Consider the following 23513-nt stretch of genomic DNA (forward strand, 5'->3'; position numbering starts at 1 on the left):
GGGGCCCCGGGCGCCACCCCCCGCCGGGGCCACCGGCGTTCCGGGGGTGACGGGCCGTGAGGTCACCCGATGCGTGGGATCCGGCGCCGGAGGGTGACCGCGGGGCGCCCCGGCCGTGGAATGATGGGCGCGACGACACCGGCGACCGGGAGGGGCGGATGGGGGATCACTTCGGGCTGGGGCCCGCTGCGGGGCCGGGCTCGGGGGTGGCACCGGGTCCGGGGGAGGAACCCGGGTACGCCTCGCACCGCGGTGAGCCGATCCGGGTGCTGGTGGTCGACGACCACGCGCTGTTCCGCCGGGGCCTGGAGATCGTGCTCGCCGAGGAGGAGGACATCCGGGTCGTCGGGGAGGCGGGGGACGGTGCGGAGGCGGTGCTCAAGGCGGCCGACCTGCTGCCCGACATCATCCTGATGGACGTCCGGATGCCGCGCCGCAGCGGGATCGAGGCGTGCACGGCGATCAAGGACGTGGCGCCCAGCACCAAGATCATCATGCTGACGATAAGCGACGAGGAGGCCGACCTCTACGAGGCGATCAAGGCCGGTGCCACCGGGTACCTGCTGAAGGAGATCTCCACCGACGAGGTCGCCACCGCGATCCGGGCGGTCGCCGACGGGCAGTCCCAGATCAGCCCCTCGATGGCCTCCAAGCTGCTCACCGAGTTCAAGTCGATGATCCAGCGCCGCTCCGACGACCGGGACCTCGTGCCCGCGCCCCGGCTCACCGACCGGGAGCTGGAGGTGCTCAAGCTGGTCGCCACCGGGATGAACAACCGGGAGATCGCCAAGGAGCTCTTCATCAGCGAGAACACGGTGAAGAACCACGTCCGCAACATCCTGGAGAAGCTGCAGCTGCACTCCCGGATGGAGGCCGTGGTCTATGCGATGCGGGAGAAGATCCTCGAAATAGGGTGACGCGCCGGCCGGGAGGCCGGCCCGCCCCGGCCGGCGGCCCCTCCTAGGCCAGCAGCTTCTCCAGGGCCGGGCGCAGCGACTCGTCGCCGAGCTGCTCCACCCGGACCGCGTCGCAGCCCACCCAGTCGGCGGCCTCGAGCAGGGCCGCGGCCAGCGCCTCGACGTGCCGGGCGGAGTCCAGCGAGACCTGACGGGCCACCAGGGTGCGGCCCTCGCGGGCCGGGTCGACCCGGCCGACCAGCCGGCCGCCGGCCAGCAGCGGCATCGCGAAGTAGCCGTGCACCCGCTTGTGCTTGGGCGTGTACGCCTCCAGCCGGTGCACCATGCCGAAGATCCGCTCGGTGCGGGCGCGGTCCCAGATCAGCGAGTCGAACGGCGAGAGCAGCGTGGTGCGGTGGCGTCCGCGCACGGGGGCGGCGAGCGCCTCCGGGGCGGCCCAGGCCGGGGCCGGTGCGCCGCCCGGGCCCCAGCCCGCGACCTCGACCGGGACGAGCCCGGAGTCGGCCACCGCCGAGTCCAACTGCGCGGCGGTGAGCCGGTGGTAGTCCATCAGATCGGCCCGGGTGGCCACGCCCAGGGCGGCGCCGGCCTGCCGGACGAGCGTGCGCAGGCACTCCGCGTCGCTCGGCTCCCGGGCGAACAGCTCGGCGGGGACGACCTGTTCGGCGAGTGTGTAGACGCGCTTCCAGCTGCGCCGCTCGGTGCAGACCACGTCGCCGAAGGCCAGCGCCCGTTCGACCGCGATCTTGGTGTCCGACCAGTCCCACCACTCGGCGGTCCGCTTGGCGCCGCCCAGCTCGGTGGAGGTCGACGGGCCCTCGGCGCGCAGCTGGTCCAGCACCGCCGCGTACGTCTCGGGGGCGACCTGGTGGCCCCAGAGGCTTCCGCGGTCCCGGTAGTGCCGGCGCCGGAAGGCGAACAGCGGCCACTCCTCGACGGGCAGGATGCAGGCCGCGTGCGACCAGTACTCGAAGGTGGTGCCGCCGCCCCAGTAGGCGTCCTCGACCGTGCGGCGGCCGACCGCGCCGAGCCGCGCGTAGGGCACGAGTTCGTGCGAGCGGGCCAGCACCGAGATGGTGTCGAGCTGGACGGCGCCCAGGTGCCGCAGCACCCCGCGCACCCCGCCCCGGCGGTCCGGAGCGCCCAGCAGGCCCTGGGCGCGCAGGGCGATCCGCCGGGCGTCGTCGGCGCCGAGCCGCTCCACGGGTGCGGGGTCGGCAGGGCCGTTCGGAAGCGTCACCGTCATGCCGGCGAGCCTAGACCGCACCACTGACAAGCGGGAGTCCGCGCGGGCGGGGCGGGGTCCGGGCGCGGACGGGACGGCGGGCTCCGGCGGGGGCGGGGGCCGGCCCGGGCACCGCTACGGGCGGATTTCTCCGTGCCCGCACGGGCGCGGGCGGTCGATCGGCCGCCCAACGGGCCTGCGGGGCACCGGTTTGCCCCGGTAGGGTGCGGTTTCCGGTCATGTGCTCGCAGGGGTGACACAGGAATAGCGTGCTGACGCACCTCCCGGGGTGTTGGACTCCTCGCATACGATGGCCCGTGCGGTGGGGTGGACCCCCCGTGCAGTCGTCCAGTGCCAATACAGGCAAGGAGCCCGCTCAAGTGTCCGTCTTCGACAAGATCCTGCGCGCAGGCGAGGGCAAGATCCTTCGCAAGCTGCAGCGGATTGCTGCCCAGGTCAACTCCATCGAAGAGGACTTCGTCAACCTCACCGACGCCGAGCTGCGGGCGCTGACCGACGAGTACAAGCAGCGCCTGGCCGACGGCGAGACGCTGGACGACATCCTCCCCGAGGCGTTCGCCACCGTCCGCGAGGCGGCCAAGCGCGTGCTCGGCCAGCGCCACTACGACGTCCAGATCATGGGCGGCGCGGCCCTGCACCTCGGCTACGTGGCCGAGATGCGCACCGGTGAGGGCAAGACCCTGGTCGGCACCCTGCCCACGTACCTGAACGCGCTGACCGGCAAGGGCGTGCACCTGATCACGGTCAACGACTACCTCGCCGAGCGCGACTCGGAGTGGATGGGCCGGGTGCACCGCTTCCTCGGCCTCGAAGTCGGCGTGATCCTGGGCAACATGACGCCCGCCGAGCGCCGCCGCCAGTACGGGATGGACATCACGTACGGCACCAACAACGAGTTCGGCTTCGACTACCTGCGCGACAACATGGCCTGGTCGAAGGACGAACTCGTCCAGCGCGGCCACAACTTCGCGGTCGTCGACGAGGTCGACTCGATCCTCATCGACGAGGCCCGCACCCCGCTCATCATCTCCGGCCCGGCCGACCAGGCGACCAAGTGGTACGCCGACTTCGCCAAGCTGGTGCTGCGCCTGAAGATCGACCGGGACTACGAGGTCGACGAGAAGAAGCGCACCGTCGGCATCCTGGAGGAGGGCGTCACCCGGGTCGAGGACTACCTCGGCATCGACAACCTCTACGAGTCGGTGAACACCCCGCTCGTCGGCTTCCTGAACAACGCCATCAAGGCCAAGGAGCTGTACAAGAACGACAAGGACTACGTCGTCATGAACGGCGAAGTCATGATCGTCGACGAGCACACCGGCCGCATCCTGGCCGGCCGCCGCTACAACGAGGGCATGCACCAGGCGATCGAGGCGAAGGAGGGGGTGGAGGTCCAGAACGAGAACCAGACGCTGGCCACCATCACCCTGCAGAACTTCTTCCGCCTGTACGACAAGCTCTCCGGCATGACCGGTACCGGCACCACCGAGGCCGCCGAGTTCCACCAGATCTACAAGCTCGGCGTGGTGCCGATCCCCACCAACAAGACGCCGCTGCGCATCGACCAGCCCGACCTGATCTACAAGTCGGAGCCGGCCAAGTTCGCGGCCGTGGTCGAGGACATCGCCGAGAAGCACGAGAAGGGCCAGCCGGTGCTGGTCGGTACCGTGTCGGTCGAGAAGTCCGAGTACCTGTCGCAGGAACTGCGCAAGCGCGGCATCCCGCACGAGGTGCTGAACGCCAAGCACCACGAGCGCGAGGCGCAGATCGTCGCGCAGGCCGGCCGCAAGGGCGCGGTCACCGTCGCCACCAACATGGCCGGCCGCGGTACCGACATCATGCTCGGCGGCAACGCCGACCACCTCGCGTCGGCCGAGCTGGCCCAGCGCGGGCTGTCCCCGGTGGACACCCCCGAGCAGTACGAGGCGGCGTTCCCCGAGGCCCTGGAGAAGGCCAAGGCGTCGGTCAAGGCCGAGCAGGACGAGGTCAAGGAGGCCGGCGGCCTCTACGTCCTCGGCACCGAGCGGCACGAGTCCCGCCGCATCGACAACCAGCTGCGCGGTCGTTCCGGCCGCCAGGGCGACCCGGGCGAGTCCCGCTTCTACCTGTCGCTGGGCGACGACCTGATGCGCCTGTTCAAGGCCGGCATGGTCGAGCGCGTGCTGTCGATGGCCAACGTGCCCGAGGACGTGCCGATCGAGTCGAAGATGGTCACCCGGGCGATCGCCTCCGCGCAGACCCAGGTCGAGCAGCAGAACTTCGAGATCCGCAAGAACGTCCTCAAGTACGACGAGGTGCTGAACCGCCAGCGCGAGGTCATCTACGGCGAGCGCCGCCGCGTCCTGGAGGGCGAGGACCTGCAGGAGCAGATCGGCCACTTCATGGACGACACCGTCGAGGCGTACGTCCGGGCCGCCACCGGCGAGGGCTACGAGGACGACTGGGACCTCGACAAGCTGTGGTCCGCGCTCAAGCAGCTGTACCCGATCACCCTGGACCTGGAGGAGCTGGAGGAGGAGGCGGGCGGCCCGGCCGGCCTGACCCCCGACTTCCTGGTGAAGACCGTCCAGGAGGACATCCAGGCCCAGTACGGCGCCCGCGAGGACCAGCTGGGTGCGGAGATCATGCGCGAGCTGGAGCGCCGGGTCGTCCTGTCGGTGCTGGACCGCCGCTGGCGCGAGCACCTCTACGAGATGGACTACCTCCAGGAGGGCATCGGCCTGCGGGCCATGGCGCAGCGCGACCCGCTGGTCGAGTACCAGCGCGAGGGCTTCGACATGTTCACCGCGATGATGGAGGGCATCAAGGAGGAGTCCGTCGGCTACCTGTTCAACCTGGAGGTCCAGGTCGAGCAGCAGGTCGAGGAGGTCCCGGTGGACGCCGCCGAGATCTCGCTGGAGAAGGAGGCCTCCCGCCCGGAGATCAAGGCCAAGGGCCTGGAGGCCCCGAAGCCGCAGCGCCTGCACTACACGGCCCCGTCCGACGAGGTCGGCGGCGGTGTGGTCGAGGGCGACTTCGAGGACACCTACACCGAGGACGAGGGCGACGGCCTGACCCGCGCCGAGCGCCGCAAGGCCGCCAAGTCGGCCAAGGGCCGCCGCCGTAAGGGCTGATCCGCCCCGTACGCACGCCGCCGGGCGCTGCTTCCGTGCTCTGCGCACGGGGGCGGCGCCCCGCGTCGTTTCCGGGGCCCCGTCCGTCGGGGGCGCGCCCGCGGGGGGCCTGCGACCGCCCGGCGACCGGGCCCCGCTCACCGGGCCTCCACGGCGGCGCACTGCCACTGGCCGGAGCGCGCCAGGCGCTCCAGCCGGAAGGCGACCATGTGCTGCCGGGCACCGAGGTCGACCCGGACGCAGGCCTCGACCGCGTCGCCCGCCGGGGAGCGGTCGTGCACCGGGCCGAGCCTCAGGGCGGCCGCGGGCCCACCGCGCCGCAGTGTCCCCGAGCGGACCAGGGCGGCCAGCTGGCCGTAGCCGTCGGTGGTGGTGTGCCGCTGCAACTGGCCGCAGGGGCGGGCACCGGTGAGCACCTCCACCAGGCGGTGGGCGAAGCGGGTGGTCAGCTCGGCGCGGCCGGGCCCGCCGGGGTGCGGCGGGTGCGACCGGACCCGGGCCTCGCAGTCGGCGCGCGGGTGGCGGGGCCGCCGCTCGGGGGCGGGCGGGCGGCGGGCGTGCACGACGTGCCGTACGGCCCGGTGGTGGGCGGTGGCTGAGGTGGCTGCGGTGGCGGTGGCGGTGGCGGTGCTGGTGGGGGTGGCGGCGGCGGGGGCGGCGGTGCTGGTGCAGGGCGTCATGGCGGGCTCCGGGCGGGTCGGCGGCGGGGCGGTTCGGGTACTGCCTAACGGCCTCGCGCGAGGGGCGGCAAGGCCGCTTCCCGGGCCCCCGGGGGTTCACCTATCCGGGTGAGGGTCGGGCGCCGGAAGCCCGCCCCGGGGCGGTCGCACCCGATCGGGCCCGCCGCCGGGTTGACGGCCGAGCGCCTGAGCAGCGGCGCCGGGGAGGCGTCGGGGACGCCCGAAGGGGGACGGGAACCGGCGGCGCTACCCGCGGGTAACGGCCAGGATCGGAGCAGGACGCGAGGTGCGGCGGGGCGGAGCGGACGGCTCCGGCGCCGAGGACGACCGGGGGGCGGGCGGCACGGTGACACAGGTTTCCACGGACGAGGGCGGCGCCCCGCCGCAGCGCGGCGACGGCCCCCGGCGCGGGCTGGTGCTGGGCGGCGGCGGGATGCTGGGCGCAGCCTGGACGGTCGGTGCGCTCTGCGCCGTCCAGGAGGCGACCGGCTGGCGGCCCGGCTCGGCGGAGGTGGTCCTCGGGACCTCGGCCGGCGCGATCCTCGGTGCCCTGCTGGCCGGCGGCGTGGACACCGACCAGCTCCGCGCCCACCAGCGCGGCCTGCCGATCACCGGCGGGCCGCTGGCCGGGGTGGACTTCGACTACGAGACGGCGGCGGGCGGCGCGCTGCCCCCGCGCCCGCGGGCGGGCATCGGCTCCCCGGCCCTGCTGCGGGACGCCGTCCGGCACCCGGGCACCCGCCCGCTGCTGACCGTGGTGTCGGCGGTGGCGCCGCACGGCCGGGGCTCGCTCGCCCCGGTCCGGGCGCTGGTCGGCAGCGTGCAGGCGGGGGACCCGGCGGCGGTCGACCGGCTGCGGGCGGTGGCGGTGGACTACCGCACCGGCCGGCGGGTGGTCTTCAACGATCCCGGCGCACCGCGGGCCGACCTCGCCGACGCGGTGGCCGCCTCCTGCGCGATCCCGGGCTGGTTCGCCCCGGTCGAGGTGGCCGGCGCGGCGTACGTGGACGGCGGCTGCTGGTCGGCGACCAACGCCGACCTGATGCTCGGCCGGGAGCTGGACGAGGTGTTCGTGCTCGCTCCGATGGCCCTGCGGCTGCAGCCGCGCGCCCCCGTGGAGCCCGGCACGGGCACCCTGGCCGCGCTGCGCGAGTGGCGCGCCCGGGACCGTCCGCGCGGGGTGCTCGCCCAGCTGCTGAGCCGCTACCGGCGGACGGTGACCCGCCGGATGATGGCCGAGGCCCGGCTGCTGCGCGCCTCCGGCGTCCGGGTGCAGCTGCTCGCGCCGACCCTGGCGGACCTCGCGGTGATGGGCCCCAACATGATGGACCCGTCCCGCCGGGGCGCGGTATTGGACAGCGCGCTGCGCACCGGCCGGGAGGCGCTGGACGGGCTGCGCGCGCCGGTCGGGTGAGCGGCTGATCACGTCGGGCGGCGGCGGCCCTTATTCTTGGGGGCGCTGGAAGCTGTGCCGCTGGACGAACCGGAGAGTGCCACCGATGCGCGTGTACGTGCCCACCACCCTGAACGGCCTGGCGGCGGCGCACCCGGGGGGCGCGCTGGAGCAGGCCGCGGCGTACGCCGTCACCCCCGCGCTGCGCGAGTGGTACGTCAGCGAGGACCTGGAGGAGCTGGAGTACGCGGCGCTCAACCGGGCCGCCCAGGCCTCGCTGCGGCTGCTGTCGGCCGACGACGGGGCGCCGCGGCGCCGGGTGGTCGTCGCGCTGGACGTCGCGGACTCCGCGGTGCAGCCCTTCCCCGGCGACGAGTACCAGGACCAGGCCTCGCTCGGCCGGGTCGTGCTGGCCGGGCCGGTGAAGCTGGCCAAGGCGGCCGCGGTGCACGCGGACACCGCCGACCGGGACGTCGTGGAGGACATCGAGGCGGCGGTGGCGGCCGTCGCCGCGGCCGACGCGGGCGACCAGGACGCCCAGTTCACCGTGGACGGCGCCGAGGACCACGACCTGCTCTGGTTCGCCACCCAGGAGATCCCCGGCCTGCTCGGCTGAGGCCGCTACCGCGCCGCCGCCGGCCGGGGTTACCGTTCCTGGCGTGCGCACTCATATCGTCTGGGACTGGAACGGCACGCTCTTCCACGACATGGAGGCGGTGCTCGGAGCGAGCAACGCCGCGTTCGCGACCGTCGGCATCGGTCCGATGTCCATGCAGGAGTACCGCGAGCAGTACGAGATCCCGATCCCCCGCTTCTACCGGCGGCTGCTCGGCCGGATGCCCACCGACGCCGAGTGGTCGCTGCTGGACGACGCGTTCCACGACCGCTACCGCGAGCTGAGCGCCGCCTGCGGGCTGACCGACGGCGTCCGCGACCTGCTGCGCGCGTGGCAGGACGCCGGGTACAGCCAGTCGCTGCTGTCGATGTACGAGCACGAGCGGCTGGTGCCGATAGTGGACGCCTTCGGGCTGACCCCGCACTTCCTGCGGGTGGACGGCCGCAGCGGCCCCTCCGGCGGGCAGAAGGCCAGCCACCTGCTGCGGCACCTGGAGGCGCTCGGCGAGGAGGTCGACCCGGCCCGGACGGTGCTGATCGGGGACGCCGCGGACGACGCGCTGGCCGCCCTCGCCGCGGGCGCGCACGCGGTGCTGTACACCGGGGGCTCGCACACCCGGGAGAAGCTGGAGCCGGTGGGCGTCCCGGTGGTGGACAGCCTGGCGGAGGCGGTGGAGCTGGCCGGGCGGCTCGCCGGCTGACCGCCGGGGCGGCACCCGCCACGCCGCCCGGGGCGTGTCGGGCCGGGCGAATCGGCCGGCCGCTGGTCAGGCTGGACGGACGCCCGTCCGCCGACCAGGAGCCGCCATGCCCATCGACGCCGTCACGCAGGTCCCGACCCCGAGCAACGAGCCGGTCCTCTCCTACGCCCCCGGCAGCCCCGAGCGGATCCGGCTGGTGCGCCGGCTGGACGAGCTGGCCGCGGAGCGGATCCCGCTGCCGATGACCATCGGCGGCGAGCAGCGGTTCGGGGCCGGCGAGCGGATCGACGTCGTCCAGCCGCACCACCACGCGGCCAAGCTGGGGGTGCTCGGCAACGCCACCCGGGAGGACGCCCGGCTGGCGGTGGACGCGGCACTGGAGGCCGGGCGGGCCTGGCGCTCGCTCTCCTTCGACGACCGGGCCGCGGTCTTCCTGCGCGCCGCCGACCTGCTCGCCGGGCCGTGGCGGGAGACGCTGAACGCGGCCACCATGCTCGGCCAGTCCAAGACGGTCCAGCAGGCCGAGATCGACTCCGCCTGCGAACTGATCGACTTCTGGCGCTTCAACGTGCACTTCGCCCGGCAGGTCCTGGCCGAGCAGCCGGCCTCCTCGCCCGGGGTGTGGAACCGCACCGACCACCGCCCGCTGGAGGGCTTCGTCTACGCGGTCACCCCGTTCAACTTCACCGCCATCGCCGGCAACCTGCCGACCGCGCCCGCGCTGATGGGCAACACCGTGGTCTGGAAGCCCGCGCCCACCCAGACCCTGGCCGCCCACTACCTGATGCGCCTGCTGGAGGCCGCCGGACTGCCGCCCGGGGTGGTCAACCTGGTCACCGGCGACGGCGTCCGGCTCTCCGAGGTCGCGCTGGCCGACCCGGCGCTCGCCGGGCTGCACTTCACCGGCTCGACCGCCACCTTCCAGTCGCTCTGGCGGACCATCGGCGCCGGCATCGGCTCGTACCGCACCTACCCGCGGATCGTCGGGGAGACCGGCGGCAAGGACTTCCTGCTCGCCCACCGCTCGGCCGACCCCGGCGTCCTGCGGACCGCGCTGCTGCGCGGCGCCTTCGAGTACCAGGGCCAGAAGTGCTCGGCGCTGTCCCGCGCGTACCTGCCGCGCAGCCTCTGGCAGCGGATCCGGGACGACTTCCTGGCCGAGGTGGACGCCCTCGCGGTCGGCGACGTCACCGACCTGTCCAACTTCATGGGCGCGCTGATCGACCGGCGCGCGTTCGAGAAGAACCGGGACGCCATCGAGCGGGCCAAGGCCGATCCGACGGTCGAGCTGGCGGCCGGCGGCCAGTACGACGACGCCATCGGCTGGTTCGTCCGGCCGACCGTGCTGGTCTCCGCCGACCACCGCAACGAGATGTTCCGCACCGAGTACTTCGGGCCGATCCTCGCCGTGCACGTCTACGAGGACGCCCGCTGGGAAGACGTCCTGCGCCGGATCGACACCGGGGCGCCCTACGGGCTCACCGGCTCGGTGATCGCCACCGACCGGCACGCCGTCGCGCAGGCGCTGGAGGAGCTGCGCTTCGCGGCGGGCAACTTCTACATCAACGACAAGCCCACCGGGGCGGTCGTCGGGCAGCAGCCGTTCGGCGGCGGCCGGGCCTCCGGGACCAACGACAAGGCGGGCGCGGCGCAGAACCTGCTGCGCTGGACCTCGGCCCGGTCGATCAAGGAGACCTTCGTCCCGCCGACCGACCACCGCTACCCGCACATGGACTGAGGTCCCCGCCCGCCGGGCCCGGACCGTGCGCGGCCGACCCGGCGGGCCGGGGCATCCGGACCGGGGCTGCACACATTCGAGCTGATGGCGAACCGTACCGGCCGGTTTGGACATGGTGTCCAGGACGGCCCGATCTTCCTGCGCCTTTGCGCCTCCCTGTCCCCTGACACCTTCGTTTCCTCCCGTTAGGCTGGCTGGCGTCGTCGGGTGGCTCCGCAGGCCGAACGACTCGTCCTACCCACTGCCGGGGCGTTTCATGCGTGCCATGAAGCCCTTTCAGTCGGGGGGTGCGGGAGGATTGCGGCAGACCCCGGCGGTGCGCATCCACACCCGACCGAGTCACGCAACGGCGCGCGACAGGAGCCAAGAAGTCATGCAGACCAAGCTGGACGCAGCCAAGGCCGAACTGCTCAGGAAGGCAGCAGCAGCCGCTGAGAACAGCCAGGTGGGGGGAGCGGCGCCGGGCGAGGGGCTGAGCAACGGCGCTCTGACCGCGTACCTGCACCACTACTACCTGCACACGGCCGCCGAGGACCTGGTCGACCGCGACCCGGTCGACGTGTACGGCGCCGCCGCCTCCCACTACCGCCTCGGCCTGAAGCGCCCCCAGGGCACCGCCGAGGTCCGCGTGCACACCCCGTCGGTGGAGGAGAACGGCTGGTCCTGCGGCCACACCGTGGTCGAGGTCGTCACCGACGACATGCCCTTCCTGGTCGACTCGGTCACCAACGAGCTGTCCCGCCAGGACCGCGCGATCCACATCGTGATCCACCCCCAGCTGGTCGTCCGCCGTGACATCACCGGCAAGCTGCTGGAGATCCTGGACGTCGACGCCTGCGCCCGCAGCCAGGCCGCCGGAGCCGAGTGGCCCGCCGACGCCACGGTCGAGTCGTGGATGCACATCGAGATCGACCGCGAGACCGACCGCGAGGACCTCCGCTCCATCGAGGCCGACCTGCGCCGCGTGCTCGGCGACGTCCGCGAGGTCGTCGAGGACTGGGGCAAGATGCGGGACTGCTCGCTGCGCCTGGCCGACGAGCTCGCCGAGGAGCCCCCGGCCGGCCTGCCCGAGCAGGAGGTCGGCGAGGCCTGGGAGCTGATGCGCTGGCTCGCCGACGACCACTTCACCTTCCTCGGCTACCGCGAGTACGACCTCATCGAGCACGAGGGCGAGGAGGTCCTCAAGGCCGTCGCCGGCACCGGCCTCGGCATCCTGCGCTCCGACCCGCTCAGCCACGACGAGGACCACCACCCGGTCAGCGAGGCCTTCGGCCGGCTCTCCGCCCCGGTCCGCGCCAAGGCCCACGAGAAGAAGCTGCTCGTCCTCACCAAGGCCAACAGCCGCGCCACCGTGCACCGCCCGGCCTACCTCGACTACGTCGGCGTGAAGAAGTTCGACGCCAACGGCGAGGTCGTCGGCGAGCGCCGCTTCCTCGGCCTGTTCTCGGCCGCCGCCTACACCGAGTCGGTCGGCCGCATCCCGGTCGTCCGCCGCAAGGTCCAGGACGTCATCGCCGACTCCGGCTTCTCCACCGAGAGCCACGACGGCCGCGACCTGCTGCAGATCCTGGAGACCTTCCCCCGGGACGAGATCTTCCAGACCCCCGCCGACGAGCTCCGGCAGATCGCCACCAGCGTGCTCTACCTGCAGGAGCGCCGTCGGCTGCGGCTCTTCCTGCGCCAGGACGAGTACGGGCGCTACTTCTCGGCCCTCGTCTACCTGCCGCGCGACCGCTACACCACCCGCATCCGGCTGCGCCTGATGGACATCCTGATGCAGGAGCTCAACGGCGCCTCCATCGACTACACCGTGTGGTCCACCGAGTCCGTGCTGACCCGTCTGCACTTCGTCGTCCGGGTCACCCCCGGCAGCGAGCTGCCGCACCTCAGCGACGCCGAGGTCGAGCGCATCGAGGCGAAGCTCGCCGAGGCCGCCCGCTTCTGGATGGACGGCTTCAACGACCAGCTGCACCTGGAGCTGGGCGAGGAGAAGGCCGCCGAGCTCTCCCGCAAGTACGCCAACGCCTTCCCCGACGGCTACCGCGCCGACTTCACCGCGCGCACCGCGGTCGCCGACCTCAAGCAGATCGAGTCCCTGCACGGCGCGGGCGACTTCCGGCTCAACCTGTACCAGCCGGTCGGCGCCGGCGACGACGAGCGCCGCTTCAAGATCTACCGGGTCGGCGGCCCGATCTCGCTCACCGAGGTCCTGCCGGTCCTGCAGCGCCTGGGCGTCGAGGTGCTCGACGAGCACCCCTACGCGCTGACCCGCTCCGACCACACCACCGCCTGGGTCTACGATTTCGGCCTGCGGCTGCGCGAGGCCACGGAGCTCACCGACGAGGCCCGCGAGCGCTTCCAGGAGGCCTTCGCCGCCACCTGGACCGGCCTCGCCGAGAACGACGGCTTCAACGAGCTCATCCTCACCGCGGGCCTCACCTGGCGCCAGGCCGTGGTGCTGCGCGCCTACGCCAAGTACCTGCGCCAGGCCGGCTCCACGTTCTCCCAGGACTACATGGAGGACGCGCTCCGCAACAACACCCACACCACCCGCCTGCTGGTCAACCTCTTCGAGGCCCGGCTCAGCCCCAGCCACCAGCTGGGAGCCGCCGAGCTGACCGAGGGCATCCTGGAGGAGCTGGACGGCGCCCTCGACGAGGTCGTCTCGCTGGACGAGGACCGCATCCTGCGCTCCTTCCTGCACCTCATCAAGGCCACCCTGCGCACCAACTTCTTCCAGCACGCCGGCGACACCGGCGCATGGCACTCCTACGTGTCGATGAAGTTCGACCCGCAGGCCATCCCGGACCTCCCGGCCCCGCGCCCGGCCTTCGAGATCTGGGTGTACTCGCCGCAGGTCGAGGGCGTCCACCTGCGCTTCGGCAAGGTCGCCCGCGGCGGCCTGCGCTGGTCCGACCGCCGCGAGGACTTCCGCACCGAGATCCTGGGCCTGGTCAAGGCGCAGATGGTCAAGAACACCGTCATCGTCCCGGTCGGCGCCAAGGGCGGATTCGTCGCCAAGCAGCTGCCGGACCCGTCGGTGGACCGCGACGCCTGGCTGGCCGAGGGCGTCGCCTCGTACAAGACCTTCATCTCGGCGCTGCTGGACATCACCGACAACCTGGTCGGCGGCGAGGTCGTCCACCCGGCCGACGTGGTCCGCCACGACGAGGACGACACCTACCTGGTCGTCGCCGCCGACAAGGGCACCGCCACCTTCTCCGACATCGCCAACGGGGTCGCCGAGGCGTACGGCTTCTGGCTGGGCGACGCGTTCGCCTCCGGCGGTTCGGCCGGCTACGACCACAAGGGCATGGGCATCACCGCCCGCGGCGCCTGGGAGTCGGTCAAGCGCAACTTCCGCGAGCTCGGGCACGACACCCAGACCGAGGACTTCACCGTCGTCGGCATCGGCGACATGTCCGGCGACGTGTTCGGCAACGGCATGCTGCTCAGCGAGCACATCCGGCTGCTCGCCGCGTTCGACCACCGGCACATCTTCCTCGACCCGAACCCGGACGCCGCGGCCTCCTACGCGGAGCGCCGCCGCCTCTTCGAGCTGCCCCGCAGCTCCTGGGACGACTACGACAAGTCGCTGATCTCGGCGGGCGGCGGGGTCTTCCCGCGCAGCGCCAAGTCGATCCAGCTGACCCCGCAGGTGCGGGCCGCGCTCGGCATCGAGGGCTCCCGGGTCACCCCGGCCGAGCTGATGAAGGCGATCCTCCAGGCGCCCGTCGACCTGTTCTGGAACGGCGGCATCGGCACCTACGTCAAGGCCTCCGCCGAGACCAACGCCGAGGTCGGCGACAAGGCCAACGACGCCATCCGGGTCAACGGCGAGCAGGTCCGGGCCCGCGTCATCGGCGAGGGCGGCAACCTCGGCTGCACCCAGCTCGGCCGCATCGAGTACGCGAGCACGGGCGGCCCCGAGTCCACCGGCGGCTGGATCAACACCGACGCCATCGACAACTCGGCCGGCGTCGACACCTCGGACCACGAGGTCAACATCAAGATCCTGCTCAACCAGGTCGTCGCCGAGGGCGACATGACGGTCAAGCAGCGCAACAAGCTGCTCGCCGAGATGACCGACGAGGTCGGCCACCTGGTGCTGCGCAACAACTACGCGCAGAACGTCGTGCTGGCCAACGCCGTCGCGCAGACCCTCAGCATGGTCAACGTCCACTCCCGGATGATCAACCGGCTGGAGGCCGGCGGCCGGCTGGACCGCGCCCTGGAGTTCCTGCCCACCGAGCGCCAGATCCGCGAGCGCCAGCAGGTCGGCCGCGGCCTCTCGCAGCCCGAGCTGTCGGTGCTGCTCGCCTACACGAAGATCACGCTGGCCGACGAGCTGCTCGCCACCGAGCTGCCCGACGACCCGTACTTCCGCGCCGCGCTGCACGAGTACTTCCCGACCGCCCTGCGGGCCCGGTTCGCCGAGGCCATCGACAACCACCCGCTGCGCCGCGAGATCATCACCACCCTGATCGTGAACGACACGATCAACCAGGGCGGCTGCACCTTCGCCTTCCGGCTGAAGGAGGAGACCGGCGCCACGTACGAGGAGATCGCCCGTACGCACACCGCCGCGCGCGCGGTCTTCGGCCTGCAGGGGATCTGGGGCCAGATCGCGGGCCTGGACAACCGGGTCACGGCGCGGGCCCAGACCAAGATGCGCCTGCACTCGCGGCGGCTCGTCGAGCGTGCCACCCGGTGGATGCTCAACAACCGCCGCCAGCCGCTGGACATCGCGGGCACCATCGAGTTCTTCCACGACCGGGTCAACCAGGTCTGGGGCTCGCTGCCCAAGCCGCTGCGCGGCGAGGACCTCGCCTGGTTCGAGTCGGTCCACGAGGAGCTGGCCGCGGCCGGCGTCCCCGAGGAGCTGGCCACCCGGATCGCCGGCCTCTCCTCGACCTTCCCGACCCTCGACATCACCGAGGTCGCGGACCGCAGCGGCAAGGACGTCGCCGACGTCGCCGAGCTGTACTACGACCTCGCCGACCGCCTGCAGATCACCCACCTGCTGGACCGGATCATCGAGCTGCCCCGCACCGACCGCTGGTCCTCGATGGCCCGTGCGGCGATCCGCGAGGACCTCTTCGCGGCGCACGCGGCGCTGACCGCCGACATCCTGGCCTGCGGCCCCGAGGGCGCCGGCCCGGAGGAGCGCTACACGGCCTGGGCGGAGCTCAACGGGACCCTGCTGAACCGGGCCCGCACCACGCTCGACGACATAAGGGGTTCGGACAACTACGAGCTGTCCAGCCTCTCGGTCGCGATGCGCGTCATCCGGACCCTGCTCCGCACGGGTTCGATGCGCTGAGCCGGGGCGCCGCCACGGCGCACCGGACGGCCGCACCGGCGGACCGCTCGACGGGCGGGGCCCGCGTCTTCGGACGCGGGCCCCGCCCGTTTTCCGTGTCCGGGAGCCGCCGCGGAGAGGCCGTCGTGACCTCAGCGTGTTGACATGCTCACTCTCTGTGTATTTCCGTTCATGGCGCGGATGTGAGATGTGGGTGAACGCTGTGTCGCGAACTCCCGCGCTGTCCTGCGGAACTGACGACAAGTGGCGCTGTTTCGCCCCAACTGCCCTGATTGACAGCTGTTCTGACATGTCAGAAGTTGTAGTAGGTTAGCCCCGCGATAGGCGTTGCCGCAGGTCCCGTGCCGAAAGTGCTCCACCGACGTGATGGAACAGTGGGCGTCTTTCGGGGGGATCCGGGTCGCCAGTCCCATTCGCGCAGGCGGCCCCGACCTGTTCCTGACGCGATGCCACCTGAAGAGAGTTTCATGACGTCATTTGTGCAGGAACCCTTTTTCTGGGTCTTTGTCGCGGTGATGCTCGCCGCCGTCGGAGCCGCCCTCCAGGCCCGCAGGACGAACCTCGCCCTGCGCCGGCGGAACACCTCCTTGGAGGAGGCGAGCGCCCTCGTGCAGCGGCAGCGCGACGACCTCGGCGCCCTCAACGCGCATCTGCAGAACCAGCACGCGGCCGAGTTGGCGGTCGTCCGGCGCGACGCCGAGGAGGACACCAAAGCCGTCCTCAAGGCGGCGATGCGGACCCTCCAGGGTCTGGCCGACGAGCAGCAGATCGTCATCGACAAGGTGCAGCGGAAGTACGGCGACAGCCCGCAGATCCTCGCCGACCTGATGATGGTCGACCACGCGAACAGCCAGTTCGGCCGGCGCGCCCAGGGCATCGCGGTGCTCTGCGGCGGCTGGCTGGGCCGGAGGGAGAGCGTCGCCTCCGTCTACGACGTGGCCCGCAGCGCCCAGGGCCGGATCCGGCACTTCGACCGGGTGCGGATCCACTCGCGGGTCAACGTCTCGCTCGCCAGCAAGGTCGTCGAGCCGGTCGCCGTCGTCCTGGCCGAGCTGCTGGCCAACGCCACCAACTACTCCGCCCCGGACACCCCGGTGGAGATCAGCGTCCAGGCCGTCCCGACCGGCGTCTGCCTGATCGTCGACGACGCCGGCCTCGGCATGGGCCAGGAGGAGAAGGACCGCGCCGCCGCCCTGCTCAACCCGGGCGCGCCGATCAGCCTCACCAGCCTGGGCAACCCCCCGAAGTTCGGCTTCGCCGTGGCCGGCCTGCTGGCCGCCCGCTACGGCTTCCGGGTCTCCGTCGACTCGGTCTCCCCGTACGGCGGTGTACGGGCCGTCGTGCTGCTGCCGGCCGAGCTGCTCAGCAGCGAGGTCGCCCCCACGGCGTCCCCCGTGCACGGCGAGTACCAGGGAGAGCCCGTGGAGCAGCCCCGGCACGCCCGGCCGCAGGACGCCGGACAGTGGCTCGCGCCGCTGCCCGAGCCGGTGCCGGCCGGACCGGCCCTCCTCGCCCCCGCCCCGATGGCCGCGGACCAGGAGATGACGGCGGACGGGCGGCTGCCCAGGCGCCGCCGTCAGCGCACCGTCTCGGTGGTCCCGCAGCCGCAGGACGCCGTCCGTCCCGAGGAGCCGGCCCGTCCGGCCAGCCAGGAGACGGCGTCCCGCCTCGGCGCGTTCCAGCGCGGAACGCTGTCCGGGCGCATCACCATGACCACGGAAGGAACCGAGATCCAGTGAGCCCTGATCTGTCGTGGGTGCTCAACGACGTGCTCCAGGTGCGCGGGGCCCGGCACGCCATCCTCGTCTCCGCCGACGGCCTGCTGCTGGAGCGGTCCAGCGACATCGGCCGGGACGACGCGGAGACCAACGCCGCCGCGATGAGCTCGATGCAGTCGCTGAGCCGCGCGGTCGCGCCCTTCGTCGGCGGCGGCGCCGGGACCTGGCGCCAGACCCTGCTGGAGTACGACCAGGGCTGGATCTTCCTGATCGCGGCCGGCAGCGGAGCGTACCTGGCGGCCTCCACCGCCCCCGACGTCGACATGGAGGCGATGTCCTTCCGGATGCAGCAGCAGGTGGGTGCGCTCGGCCGGGCGATGACAGCGGCGCCGCGCCAGAGCACACACAGCGGCTCATGACGCCGCCCGGCGAGGAGCAGCCGGTCTCCACCGGCGGGTTCGTCCGTTCCTATGTCATCACCGGCGGTCGCGAACTGCCGAGCTCGGACGACCTCTCCCTGATCACGCTGGTCACCGTCGCCCCCGAGCAGGAACTCCCCGGCCGCCCCAGCCCGGAGACCCTGGCGATCTGGCAGCTGTGCTCCGGCGGCTACCTCTCGGTGGCCGAGGTCGCCGCCCACCTGGAACTGCCGGTGGGCGTGGTGCGGCTGCTGCTGACGGACCTGATCCGCGAGGGACGGCTGCTGCGCCGGGCGGCCCCGCCCCCGGCGCAGGCCCCGGATCCGAGACTACTGGAGAAGGTACTGCATGGACTTCAACGCCGGTTCGCCTGAGAACATCTACCTCCCGGGCGCGGTGACGACCGCGGTCAAGATCCTGGTCGTGGGGCACTTCGCGGTCGGCAAGACCACGCTCATCGGCGCGCTCTCCGAGATCGCCCCGCTGAGCACCGAGGAGAACATGACCCAGGCGTCGATCCAGGTCGACGACCTCCGCGGCGTACCGGAGAAGAAGACCACCACGGTCGCCCTGGACTTCGGCCGGCTGACCCTCGGCGACGACCTGGTGCTGTACCTCTTCGGCACCCCGGGCCAGCAGCGCTTCATGCAGCTGTGGGAGGACATGGCGCGCGGCGCGCTGGGCGCGCTGCTGCTGGCCGATCCGACCCGGCTCTCCGACACCTTCCCCGTGATCGACCTGATCGAGCAGTACGGCCTGGAGTACGCGGTCGCGGTCAACAGCTTCGACCGGCAGAGCGACTACACCGAGGACCAGCTGCGCGAGGCACTCGACCTGCTGCCGCACACGCCGGTGGTGTTCTGCGACGCGCGGGACCAGCGGTCCTCCGCGCACGCCCTGCTGACGCTGGTCCGGCACCTGCTCGACCGCGCCTCCTGACCCTTCCCCGTCACCGCCGTCCGGGCCGCATCCGCCCGGGGGCCACCTCCAAGGAACGACCATGGAATCTCCGCAGCGACCCTCCCCCCAGTCGCCCCCGCCGGGCTGCCCGATGCACGGCGGACGCACACCGTTGTACGGGGACAGGTTCTCGTCCGACCCCGACGCGGTCTACGACAAGCTGCGCGCCCACGGTCCCGCCGCCCCCGTCGAGCTGTCCCCGGACGTGGAGGCCACCCTGGTCACCTCGTACGAGGCGGCGCTGCGGGTGCTGCAGAACCCGGGGCTGTTCGCCCGGGACTCCCGGCGGTGGGCGGCGCTGAACGAGGGGCGGGTGCCGCTGGACAGCCCCGTGCTGCCGATGATGTTCTACCGCCCGAACTGCCTCTTCACCGACGGCACCGAGCACCTGCGGCTGCGCAAGGCCGTCACCGAGAGCCTGGACCGGCTCCACGACAACCGGCTCAACCGGCACGTCGAGCGGATCGCCGGCTACCTGATCGACCAGTTCAGCGGGCACGGCCGGGCCGACCTGATCAACGACTACGCCAAGCTGCTGCCGCTGCTGCTGTTCAACCAGCTCTTCGGCTGCCCGGCGGACATCGGCGACCGGCTGACCCGCAGCATGTCCGCGATGTTCGACGGCCTGGACGTCGTCCAGGCCAACGAGGAGCTGAACGCCTGCCTGATGGACCTGGTGGCGCTGAAGCGCCGCCAGCCGGGCGACGACATCACCTCCTGGCTCGTCCAGCACCCGGCCGGCCTGCGCGACGAGGAGCTCAAGGACCAGCTGGTCATGCTGATGGGCGCCGGGGTGGAGCCCGAGCGCAACCTGATAGGCAACGCGCTGCTGGTGCTGCTCTCCAGCCCCGACCACGGCGCCGGCATGCGCATCGAGGACGCGCTGGACGACGTCCTGTGGAACAACCCGCCGATCGCCAACTACGCGACGCACTTCCCGATGCAGGACGTCGAGCTGGGCGGGGTCCCGATGGACGCCGGCAGCCCGGTGGTGATCAGCTTCGCCGCCGCCAACACCGACCCCGCGCTGACCGACGCCCGGCTCACCCTCAGCAAGGGCGCCCACCTCGCCTGGGGCGCGGGACCGCACGCCTGCCCGGCGAAGAACCCGGCCCAGCTGATCGCGCTGACCGCGATCGAGTGCCTGCTCAACGCCCTCCCGGACGTCCGGCTCGCGGTGCCCGCCGACAGTGTGGAGTGGCGGCCCGGACCGTTCCAGCGGGGCATGGTCGCCCTGCCGGTGCGGTTCAGCCCCGCCTCCGCCCGGATCCCGATGCCGGGGGCCGGCGCCCCCGGTGCCGCTCCGGGCGGCCCGGTCGGAGCCCCGGCCGCCCCCGGGACGCCGCTGCCGCCGGTCGCCCCCGCGCCCGCCCGTCCGGGCAAGCAGAAGGGCTGGTGGAGCTCCTTCCTGGACGTGTTCCGGCTCTGATCGGGGCGAAACGGACTCCGGGCCGTCCGCTGAGCGGCGACCGGAGTCCGTTCGCTTGCGGAATGTGGCGGAGGCGACACGGAGCGACGCATGGACGCGTGCATGCCGGGTAGACCGCCGCCGTACTGCCCGCCCCCGCTCGCAAGGAGCCACCCGTGATCGCCATGATGGACGCCCGCCCAGCGAACCCCGGAGGCGGTGCCGCCACCGTGGACCGCCGGGCGGCGGTGCCACTGCTGCGGCGACTGCGCTCGGCCGAGGGGCTGGCCCGTCCGTTCGCGGTCTACGACGAGCTGCGGGCGATGGGCGACCTCGTGCCGGCCCCGTGGGGCGGCTACCTGGTCACCGGGTACGACGCCTGCAACCAGGTGCTCCGGGACCGGAACTGGCTCGTCCCGGACTTCGCCTGGCAGGACCGGCAGACCGACACCGAGCGCTGGCACGCCGTCGCCACCCAGGAGATGAGCCGAACCCTCTCCCGGCTGAACGCCCCCGAGCACACCCGGCAGCGGCACAGCCTCGGCCACCTCTTCGACCGGCACACCCTCGGGGCCATGGCCCCGGCCGTCGAGGCGGAGTCGGCGGCCCTGCTCGACCGGCTGGCCGAACGAATACGCGCGGACGGCGAGGCGGACTTCGCCGACGTGGTCGCCGAGCAGCTGCCGATCAGCACGGTCGGACGCTGGCTGTCGATCCCGCCGGAGGACCACCCGTACATCCTGGAGATGACCCACGACCAGGTGCACGCGCAGGAACTCCTGCCCACCAAGCGGGAGCTGGCCGTCTCCGAACTCGCCACCGGGCGGCTGCAGCGGTACTTCACCGACCTGGTGCGGGAGCGCCGGGAGAACCCGGGCGAGGACGTGGTGTCCGGCTGGATCCGGACCTGGGACGGACTGGAGTCCGACCCGGAGGCCACCGACCGGATCGTCTACCAGCTCACCATGTTCGTCACCATCGCCTCGCTGGAGACCACCGCGACGATGCTGTCCTCGCTGGTGTGGTCACTGCTGCAGACCCCCGGCGCGTGGGACCGGCTGCGCGAGCAGCCGGAGCTCCTGGACGGCGCGGTCGACGAGTCGCTGCGCTACGACCCACCGGTCCGCCTGAACAGCCGGATCGCGGCCGAGGACACCGTGCTGTCCGGGGTGTCCGTGCCCAAGGACACCATGGTCCACGTCATGTACGGTGCGGCCAACCACGATCCGCGGCGCAACCCGGATCCGCACACCTTCGACATCCTCCGCAAGGGCTCCCACCTCGCCTTCGGCGGCGGCGCCCACTACTGCCTCGGCGCCGGCCTCGCCAAGCTGGAGGCGCGCAGCCTGGTCGGCCAACTGGTGCGCCGCTTCCCGGCGCTGCGCGCGGTGAGCCCGCCCGAGTACGCTCCCCGGATGGTCTTCCACCGGGTGACGTCCTTGAGAGTCACCGCATGAACGTTTCCTCGCAGGCGGCCCCGTTCGCCTGGTCCGGGCAGCACCCCTCGTACGTCCCGCCGCTGCCGGTGCCCCCCGCCCCGCAGCCCGCCCCCGTCGCCGAACCGCTGCCCGCCGTACCCCCGTCGGCGCCGGCCCGCAGTGTCCGCGCCGACCTCCGCGGCCCGGTGCTGCACGTCGAGCTGGACACCCCCGCGAACGGGAACAGCGTCACCACCGCCGTGCTGGACGAACTCCTCGCCGTCCTCTGCACCCTCGGCCCGGAGGTCCGCGCCGTCGTGCTGTCCGGCGCCGGCCGCGACTTCTGCCTCGGCGGCGACCGCGACGAATTCGCCGCCTCGCTCGACCGCGACCCCACCGGCGGCGGCATCCGCAGCTACGGCCACAAGGCCCGCCAGGTCTGCGACGCGCTCACCAACAGCCCCGCCGTCACCATCGCCCGCGTCCAGGGCCGGGCGGTCGGCGCCGGTTTCGCCCTGGCCCTCGCCTGCGACCTGCGGGTCGGCGCCCAGAACGCCTCCTTCCGGCTGCCCGAGCTCACCCTCGGCCTGCCGGTCGCCTGGGGCGGCCTGCTGCCCCGGCTGCTCAACGAGGTCGGCACCGCCCGCACCCGCGAGATCATCCTCACCGGACGCCCGGTCGGCGCCGTCGAAGCGGGTGAACTCTCCATCCTGCAGCGGGTCGTCCCCGAGGCGGAGCTGGACGGGGCCGTCGCCGAGTGGACCAGGCCCGTCACCCGCCGCCCCGAGGCCGCCCTGCGGGTCACCAAGACCCTGCTCAACTCCCATGCGGCGGCCCACCGGATGGCCGACTCCTCCCTCCTCGACGGCGAGTTGATGGCCTCCGTGCTCGCCGCCGCCCACTACGGCCGCACCCTCCACGGCGGCTGACCCGCGAACGCACCGGGGCGCCCGCGCGCCCGCGGCGGCGGACAGGTAGGGGTGTGGAACTGTCACTGCGGGCCCGGCTACGGGCCGGGGATCAGAGAGCGTTCGGGGAGCTCTTCGACGAGCACGCCCAGGACCTCTACCGGTATGCGGTGCGGGCCTCGGGGGACTGGGCGACGGGCGAGGACGTCGTCCAGCTGACCTTCCTCGAAGCCTGGCGACTGCGGGGGAAGCTGCGGGAGGAGGAGGGCGAGAGCGTCCGGCCCTGGCTGTTCGGCATCGCGGCCAACGTGCTGCGCAACACCGCCCGGGCGGTCCGGCGGCACCGGGCGGCGATGGAACGGCTGCCGAACCGCGATGTGGTGCCGGACTTCGCCGACGAGCTGGTCGGCCGACTCGACGACAGCGCGCACCTGGCCGCCGCAGGACGGGCGCTGGCGAGACTGCGGAAGGGCGAGCGGGAGGTGTTCACGCTCTGCGTCTGGGCCGGGCTGGACTACGCCGGTGCCGCGCGGGCGCTCGGGGTGCCGATCGGGACGGTCCGCTCCCGGCTCTCCCGGGCCCGCACCCGGCTGCGGAAGCTCGCCGCGGAGGAACTCGGCGCCGGGACGGAACCCGCCGCGGGAGGCGGACAGGTACGGGATGGCCGCACGGATGCGGTCCGGTCGATGCGGGAGACGAACCGATGAACCAGAACGACCACGAGCACGCGGAGGCGGAGCGGCTGCTGCCCGCCCCGGCCCGTCCGCAGCTCTCCGCCGACCGCCACCAGCTGTTGAGAGGACATCTGATGAGCGAGATCAACCGGGAGCGCACGGCCGCCGCGGCGGCGCGGCCCGTCCGCAGCCGGATCGGCCGGATCGCGCTGCCCGCCCTGGTCGGCGGCCTGGCACTGACCCTGGTGCTGACCGCCAACGGCGGCGAGGAGCCGGGCGCCC

The 23513-nt window shown here is 72.7% G+C and carries 17 protein-coding genes and 1 pseudogene; 16 read left to right on the plus strand and 2 right to left on the minus strand.

What is annotated here, in order from left to right; all coding sequences use genetic code 11:
* Positions 1-158: 158 nt before the first annotated feature.
* Positions 159-917, plus strand: coding sequence for a response regulator (locus ACWGB8_RS29585; RefSeq protein ID WP_452216681.1), 759 nt, complete (start codon positions 159-161; stop codon positions 915-917).
* A gap of 43 nt (positions 918-960) precedes the next feature.
* On the opposite strand, the gene ACWGB8_RS29590 is transcribed toward ACWGB8_RS29585, so the two are convergent.
* The gene (locus tag ACWGB8_RS29590) at positions 961-2163 is read right to left on the minus strand and encodes a winged helix-turn-helix domain-containing protein (RefSeq protein ID WP_452216682.1); all 1203 of its coding nucleotides are present in this window, start codon (positions 2161-2163) and stop codon (positions 961-963) included.
* Between the two features lie 359 nt (positions 2164-2522).
* On the opposite strand from ACWGB8_RS29590, the gene secA reads away from it, so the two are divergent.
* Entirely contained in the window at positions 2523-5276 is a 2754-nt protein-coding gene (gene secA / locus ACWGB8_RS29595) for a preprotein translocase subunit SecA (RefSeq protein ID WP_452216683.1), read from the plus strand.
* A 137-nt stretch (positions 5277-5413) separates the two neighbouring features.
* Here the strand turns inward: secA and ACWGB8_RS29600 are convergent, their stop codons facing one another.
* Positions 5414-5956: an Rv3235 family protein gene (locus ACWGB8_RS29600; protein WP_452216684.1), complete on the minus strand. Its 543-nt coding sequence runs from the start codon at positions 5954-5956 to the stop codon at positions 5414-5416.
* A 346-nt stretch (positions 5957-6302) separates the two neighbouring features.
* On the opposite strand from ACWGB8_RS29600, the gene ACWGB8_RS29605 reads away from it, so the two are divergent.
* The 14 genes and pseudogenes from ACWGB8_RS29605 to ACWGB8_RS29670 all read left to right on the plus strand — a co-directional run.
* Positions 6303-7370, plus strand: coding sequence for a patatin-like phospholipase family protein (locus tag ACWGB8_RS29605; protein ID WP_452216685.1), 1068 nt, complete (start codon positions 6303-6305; stop codon positions 7368-7370).
* 85 nt (positions 7371-7455) lie between these two features.
* Positions 7456-7965 (plus strand): DUF6912 family protein, encoded by a 510-nt coding sequence (locus tag ACWGB8_RS29610; RefSeq protein WP_452216686.1) that lies wholly within the window; start codon positions 7456-7458, stop codon positions 7963-7965.
* Between the two features lie 43 nt (positions 7966-8008).
* Entirely contained in the window at positions 8009-8665 is a 657-nt protein-coding gene (locus ACWGB8_RS29615) for an HAD family hydrolase (protein ID WP_452216687.1), read from the plus strand.
* Between the two features lie 112 nt (positions 8666-8777).
* Complete coding sequence (pruA, locus tag ACWGB8_RS29620) at positions 8778-10403, plus strand: L-glutamate gamma-semialdehyde dehydrogenase (RefSeq protein ID WP_452216696.1); 1626 nt, start codon at positions 8778-8780, stop codon at positions 10401-10403.
* 373 nt (positions 10404-10776) lie between these two features.
* Entirely contained in the window at positions 10777-15726 is a 4950-nt protein-coding gene (locus ACWGB8_RS29625; protein WP_452216688.1) for an NAD-glutamate dehydrogenase, read from the plus strand.
* Between the two features lie 467 nt (positions 15727-16193).
* Positions 16194-17465, plus strand: a complete 1272-nt coding sequence (locus tag ACWGB8_RS29630) for an ATP-binding protein (protein WP_452216689.1) — start codon at positions 16194-16196, stop codon at positions 17463-17465.
* Complete coding sequence (locus ACWGB8_RS29635; RefSeq protein WP_452216690.1) at positions 17462-17863, plus strand: roadblock/LC7 domain-containing protein; 402 nt, start codon at positions 17462-17464, stop codon at positions 17861-17863. The genes ACWGB8_RS29630 and ACWGB8_RS29635 overlap by 4 nt, the downstream gene beginning before the upstream one ends.
* Positions 17860-18237 carry a DUF742 domain-containing protein gene (locus ACWGB8_RS29640; RefSeq protein ID WP_452216691.1) on the plus strand — a complete coding sequence of 126 codons (378 nt, stop codon included), beginning with the start codon at positions 17860-17862 and terminating at the stop codon, positions 18235-18237. Before ACWGB8_RS29635 ends, ACWGB8_RS29640 begins: the two co-directional genes overlap by 4 nt.
* Positions 18212-18802: a GTP-binding protein gene (locus ACWGB8_RS29645; protein WP_452216692.1), complete on the plus strand. Its 591-nt coding sequence runs from the start codon at positions 18212-18214 to the stop codon at positions 18800-18802. The genes ACWGB8_RS29640 and ACWGB8_RS29645 overlap by 26 nt, the downstream gene beginning before the upstream one ends.
* A 61-nt stretch (positions 18803-18863) precedes the next feature.
* Positions 18864-20252: a cytochrome P450 gene (locus ACWGB8_RS29650; RefSeq protein WP_452216693.1), complete on the plus strand. Its 1389-nt coding sequence runs from the start codon at positions 18864-18866 to the stop codon at positions 20250-20252.
* Positions 20253-20554: 302 nt separating this feature from the next.
* Entirely contained in the window at positions 20555-21688 is a 1134-nt protein-coding gene (locus ACWGB8_RS29655) for a cytochrome P450 (protein WP_452216697.1), read from the plus strand.
* Positions 21685-22578, plus strand: a complete 894-nt coding sequence (locus ACWGB8_RS29660; protein WP_452216694.1) for an enoyl-CoA hydratase/isomerase family protein — start codon at positions 21685-21687, stop codon at positions 22576-22578. Before ACWGB8_RS29655 ends, ACWGB8_RS29660 begins: the two co-directional genes overlap by 4 nt.
* Positions 22579-22631: 53 nt before the next feature.
* A complete protein-coding gene (locus ACWGB8_RS29665) occupies positions 22632-23264 on the plus strand; it encodes an RNA polymerase sigma factor (protein WP_452216695.1) in 633 nt (210 codons plus the stop codon).
* Positions 23261-23513, plus strand: a pseudogene (locus ACWGB8_RS29670) (hypothetical protein); the annotation flags it as partial. The gene ACWGB8_RS29665 and the pseudogene ACWGB8_RS29670, both read left to right, overlap by 4 nt.

The organism is Kitasatospora sp. NPDC054939 (assembly GCF_053610105.1).

Bases quoted from the DNA above. Each gene is read 5' to 3' on its own strand.
- ACWGB8_RS29645 (WP_452216692.1), top strand. From the start codon at position 18,212: ATGGACTTCAACGCCGGTTCGCCTGAGAACATCTACCTCCCGGGCGCG.
- ACWGB8_RS29625 (WP_452216688.1), top strand. From the start codon at position 10,777: ATGCAGACCAAGCTGGACGCAGCCAAGGCCGAACTGCTCAGGAAGGCA.
- ACWGB8_RS29630 (WP_452216689.1), top strand. From the start codon at position 16,194: ATGACGTCATTTGTGCAGGAACCCTTTTTCTGGGTCTTTGTCGCGGTG.
- ACWGB8_RS29650 (WP_452216693.1), top strand. From the start codon at position 18,864: ATGGAATCTCCGCAGCGACCCTCCCCCCAGTCGCCCCCGCCGGGCTGC.
- ACWGB8_RS29655 (WP_452216697.1), top strand. From the start codon at position 20,555: ATGGGCGACCTCGTGCCGGCCCCGTGGGGCGGCTACCTGGTCACCGGG.
- ACWGB8_RS29600 (WP_452216684.1), bottom strand. From the start codon at position 5,956: ATGACGCCCTGCACCAGCACCGCCGCCCCCGCCGCCGCCACCCCCACC.
- ACWGB8_RS29640 (WP_452216691.1), top strand. From the start codon at position 17,860: ATGACGCCGCCCGGCGAGGAGCAGCCGGTCTCCACCGGCGGGTTCGTC.
- ACWGB8_RS29585 (WP_452216681.1), top strand. From the start codon at position 159: ATGGGGGATCACTTCGGGCTGGGGCCCGCTGCGGGGCCGGGCTCGGGG.
- ACWGB8_RS29590 (WP_452216682.1), bottom strand. From the start codon at position 2,163: ATGACGGTGACGCTTCCGAACGGCCCTGCCGACCCCGCACCCGTGGAG.
- ACWGB8_RS29660 (WP_452216694.1), top strand. From the start codon at position 21,685: ATGAACGTTTCCTCGCAGGCGGCCCCGTTCGCCTGGTCCGGGCAGCAC.
- ACWGB8_RS29610 (WP_452216686.1), top strand. From the start codon at position 7,456: ATGCGCGTGTACGTGCCCACCACCCTGAACGGCCTGGCGGCGGCGCAC.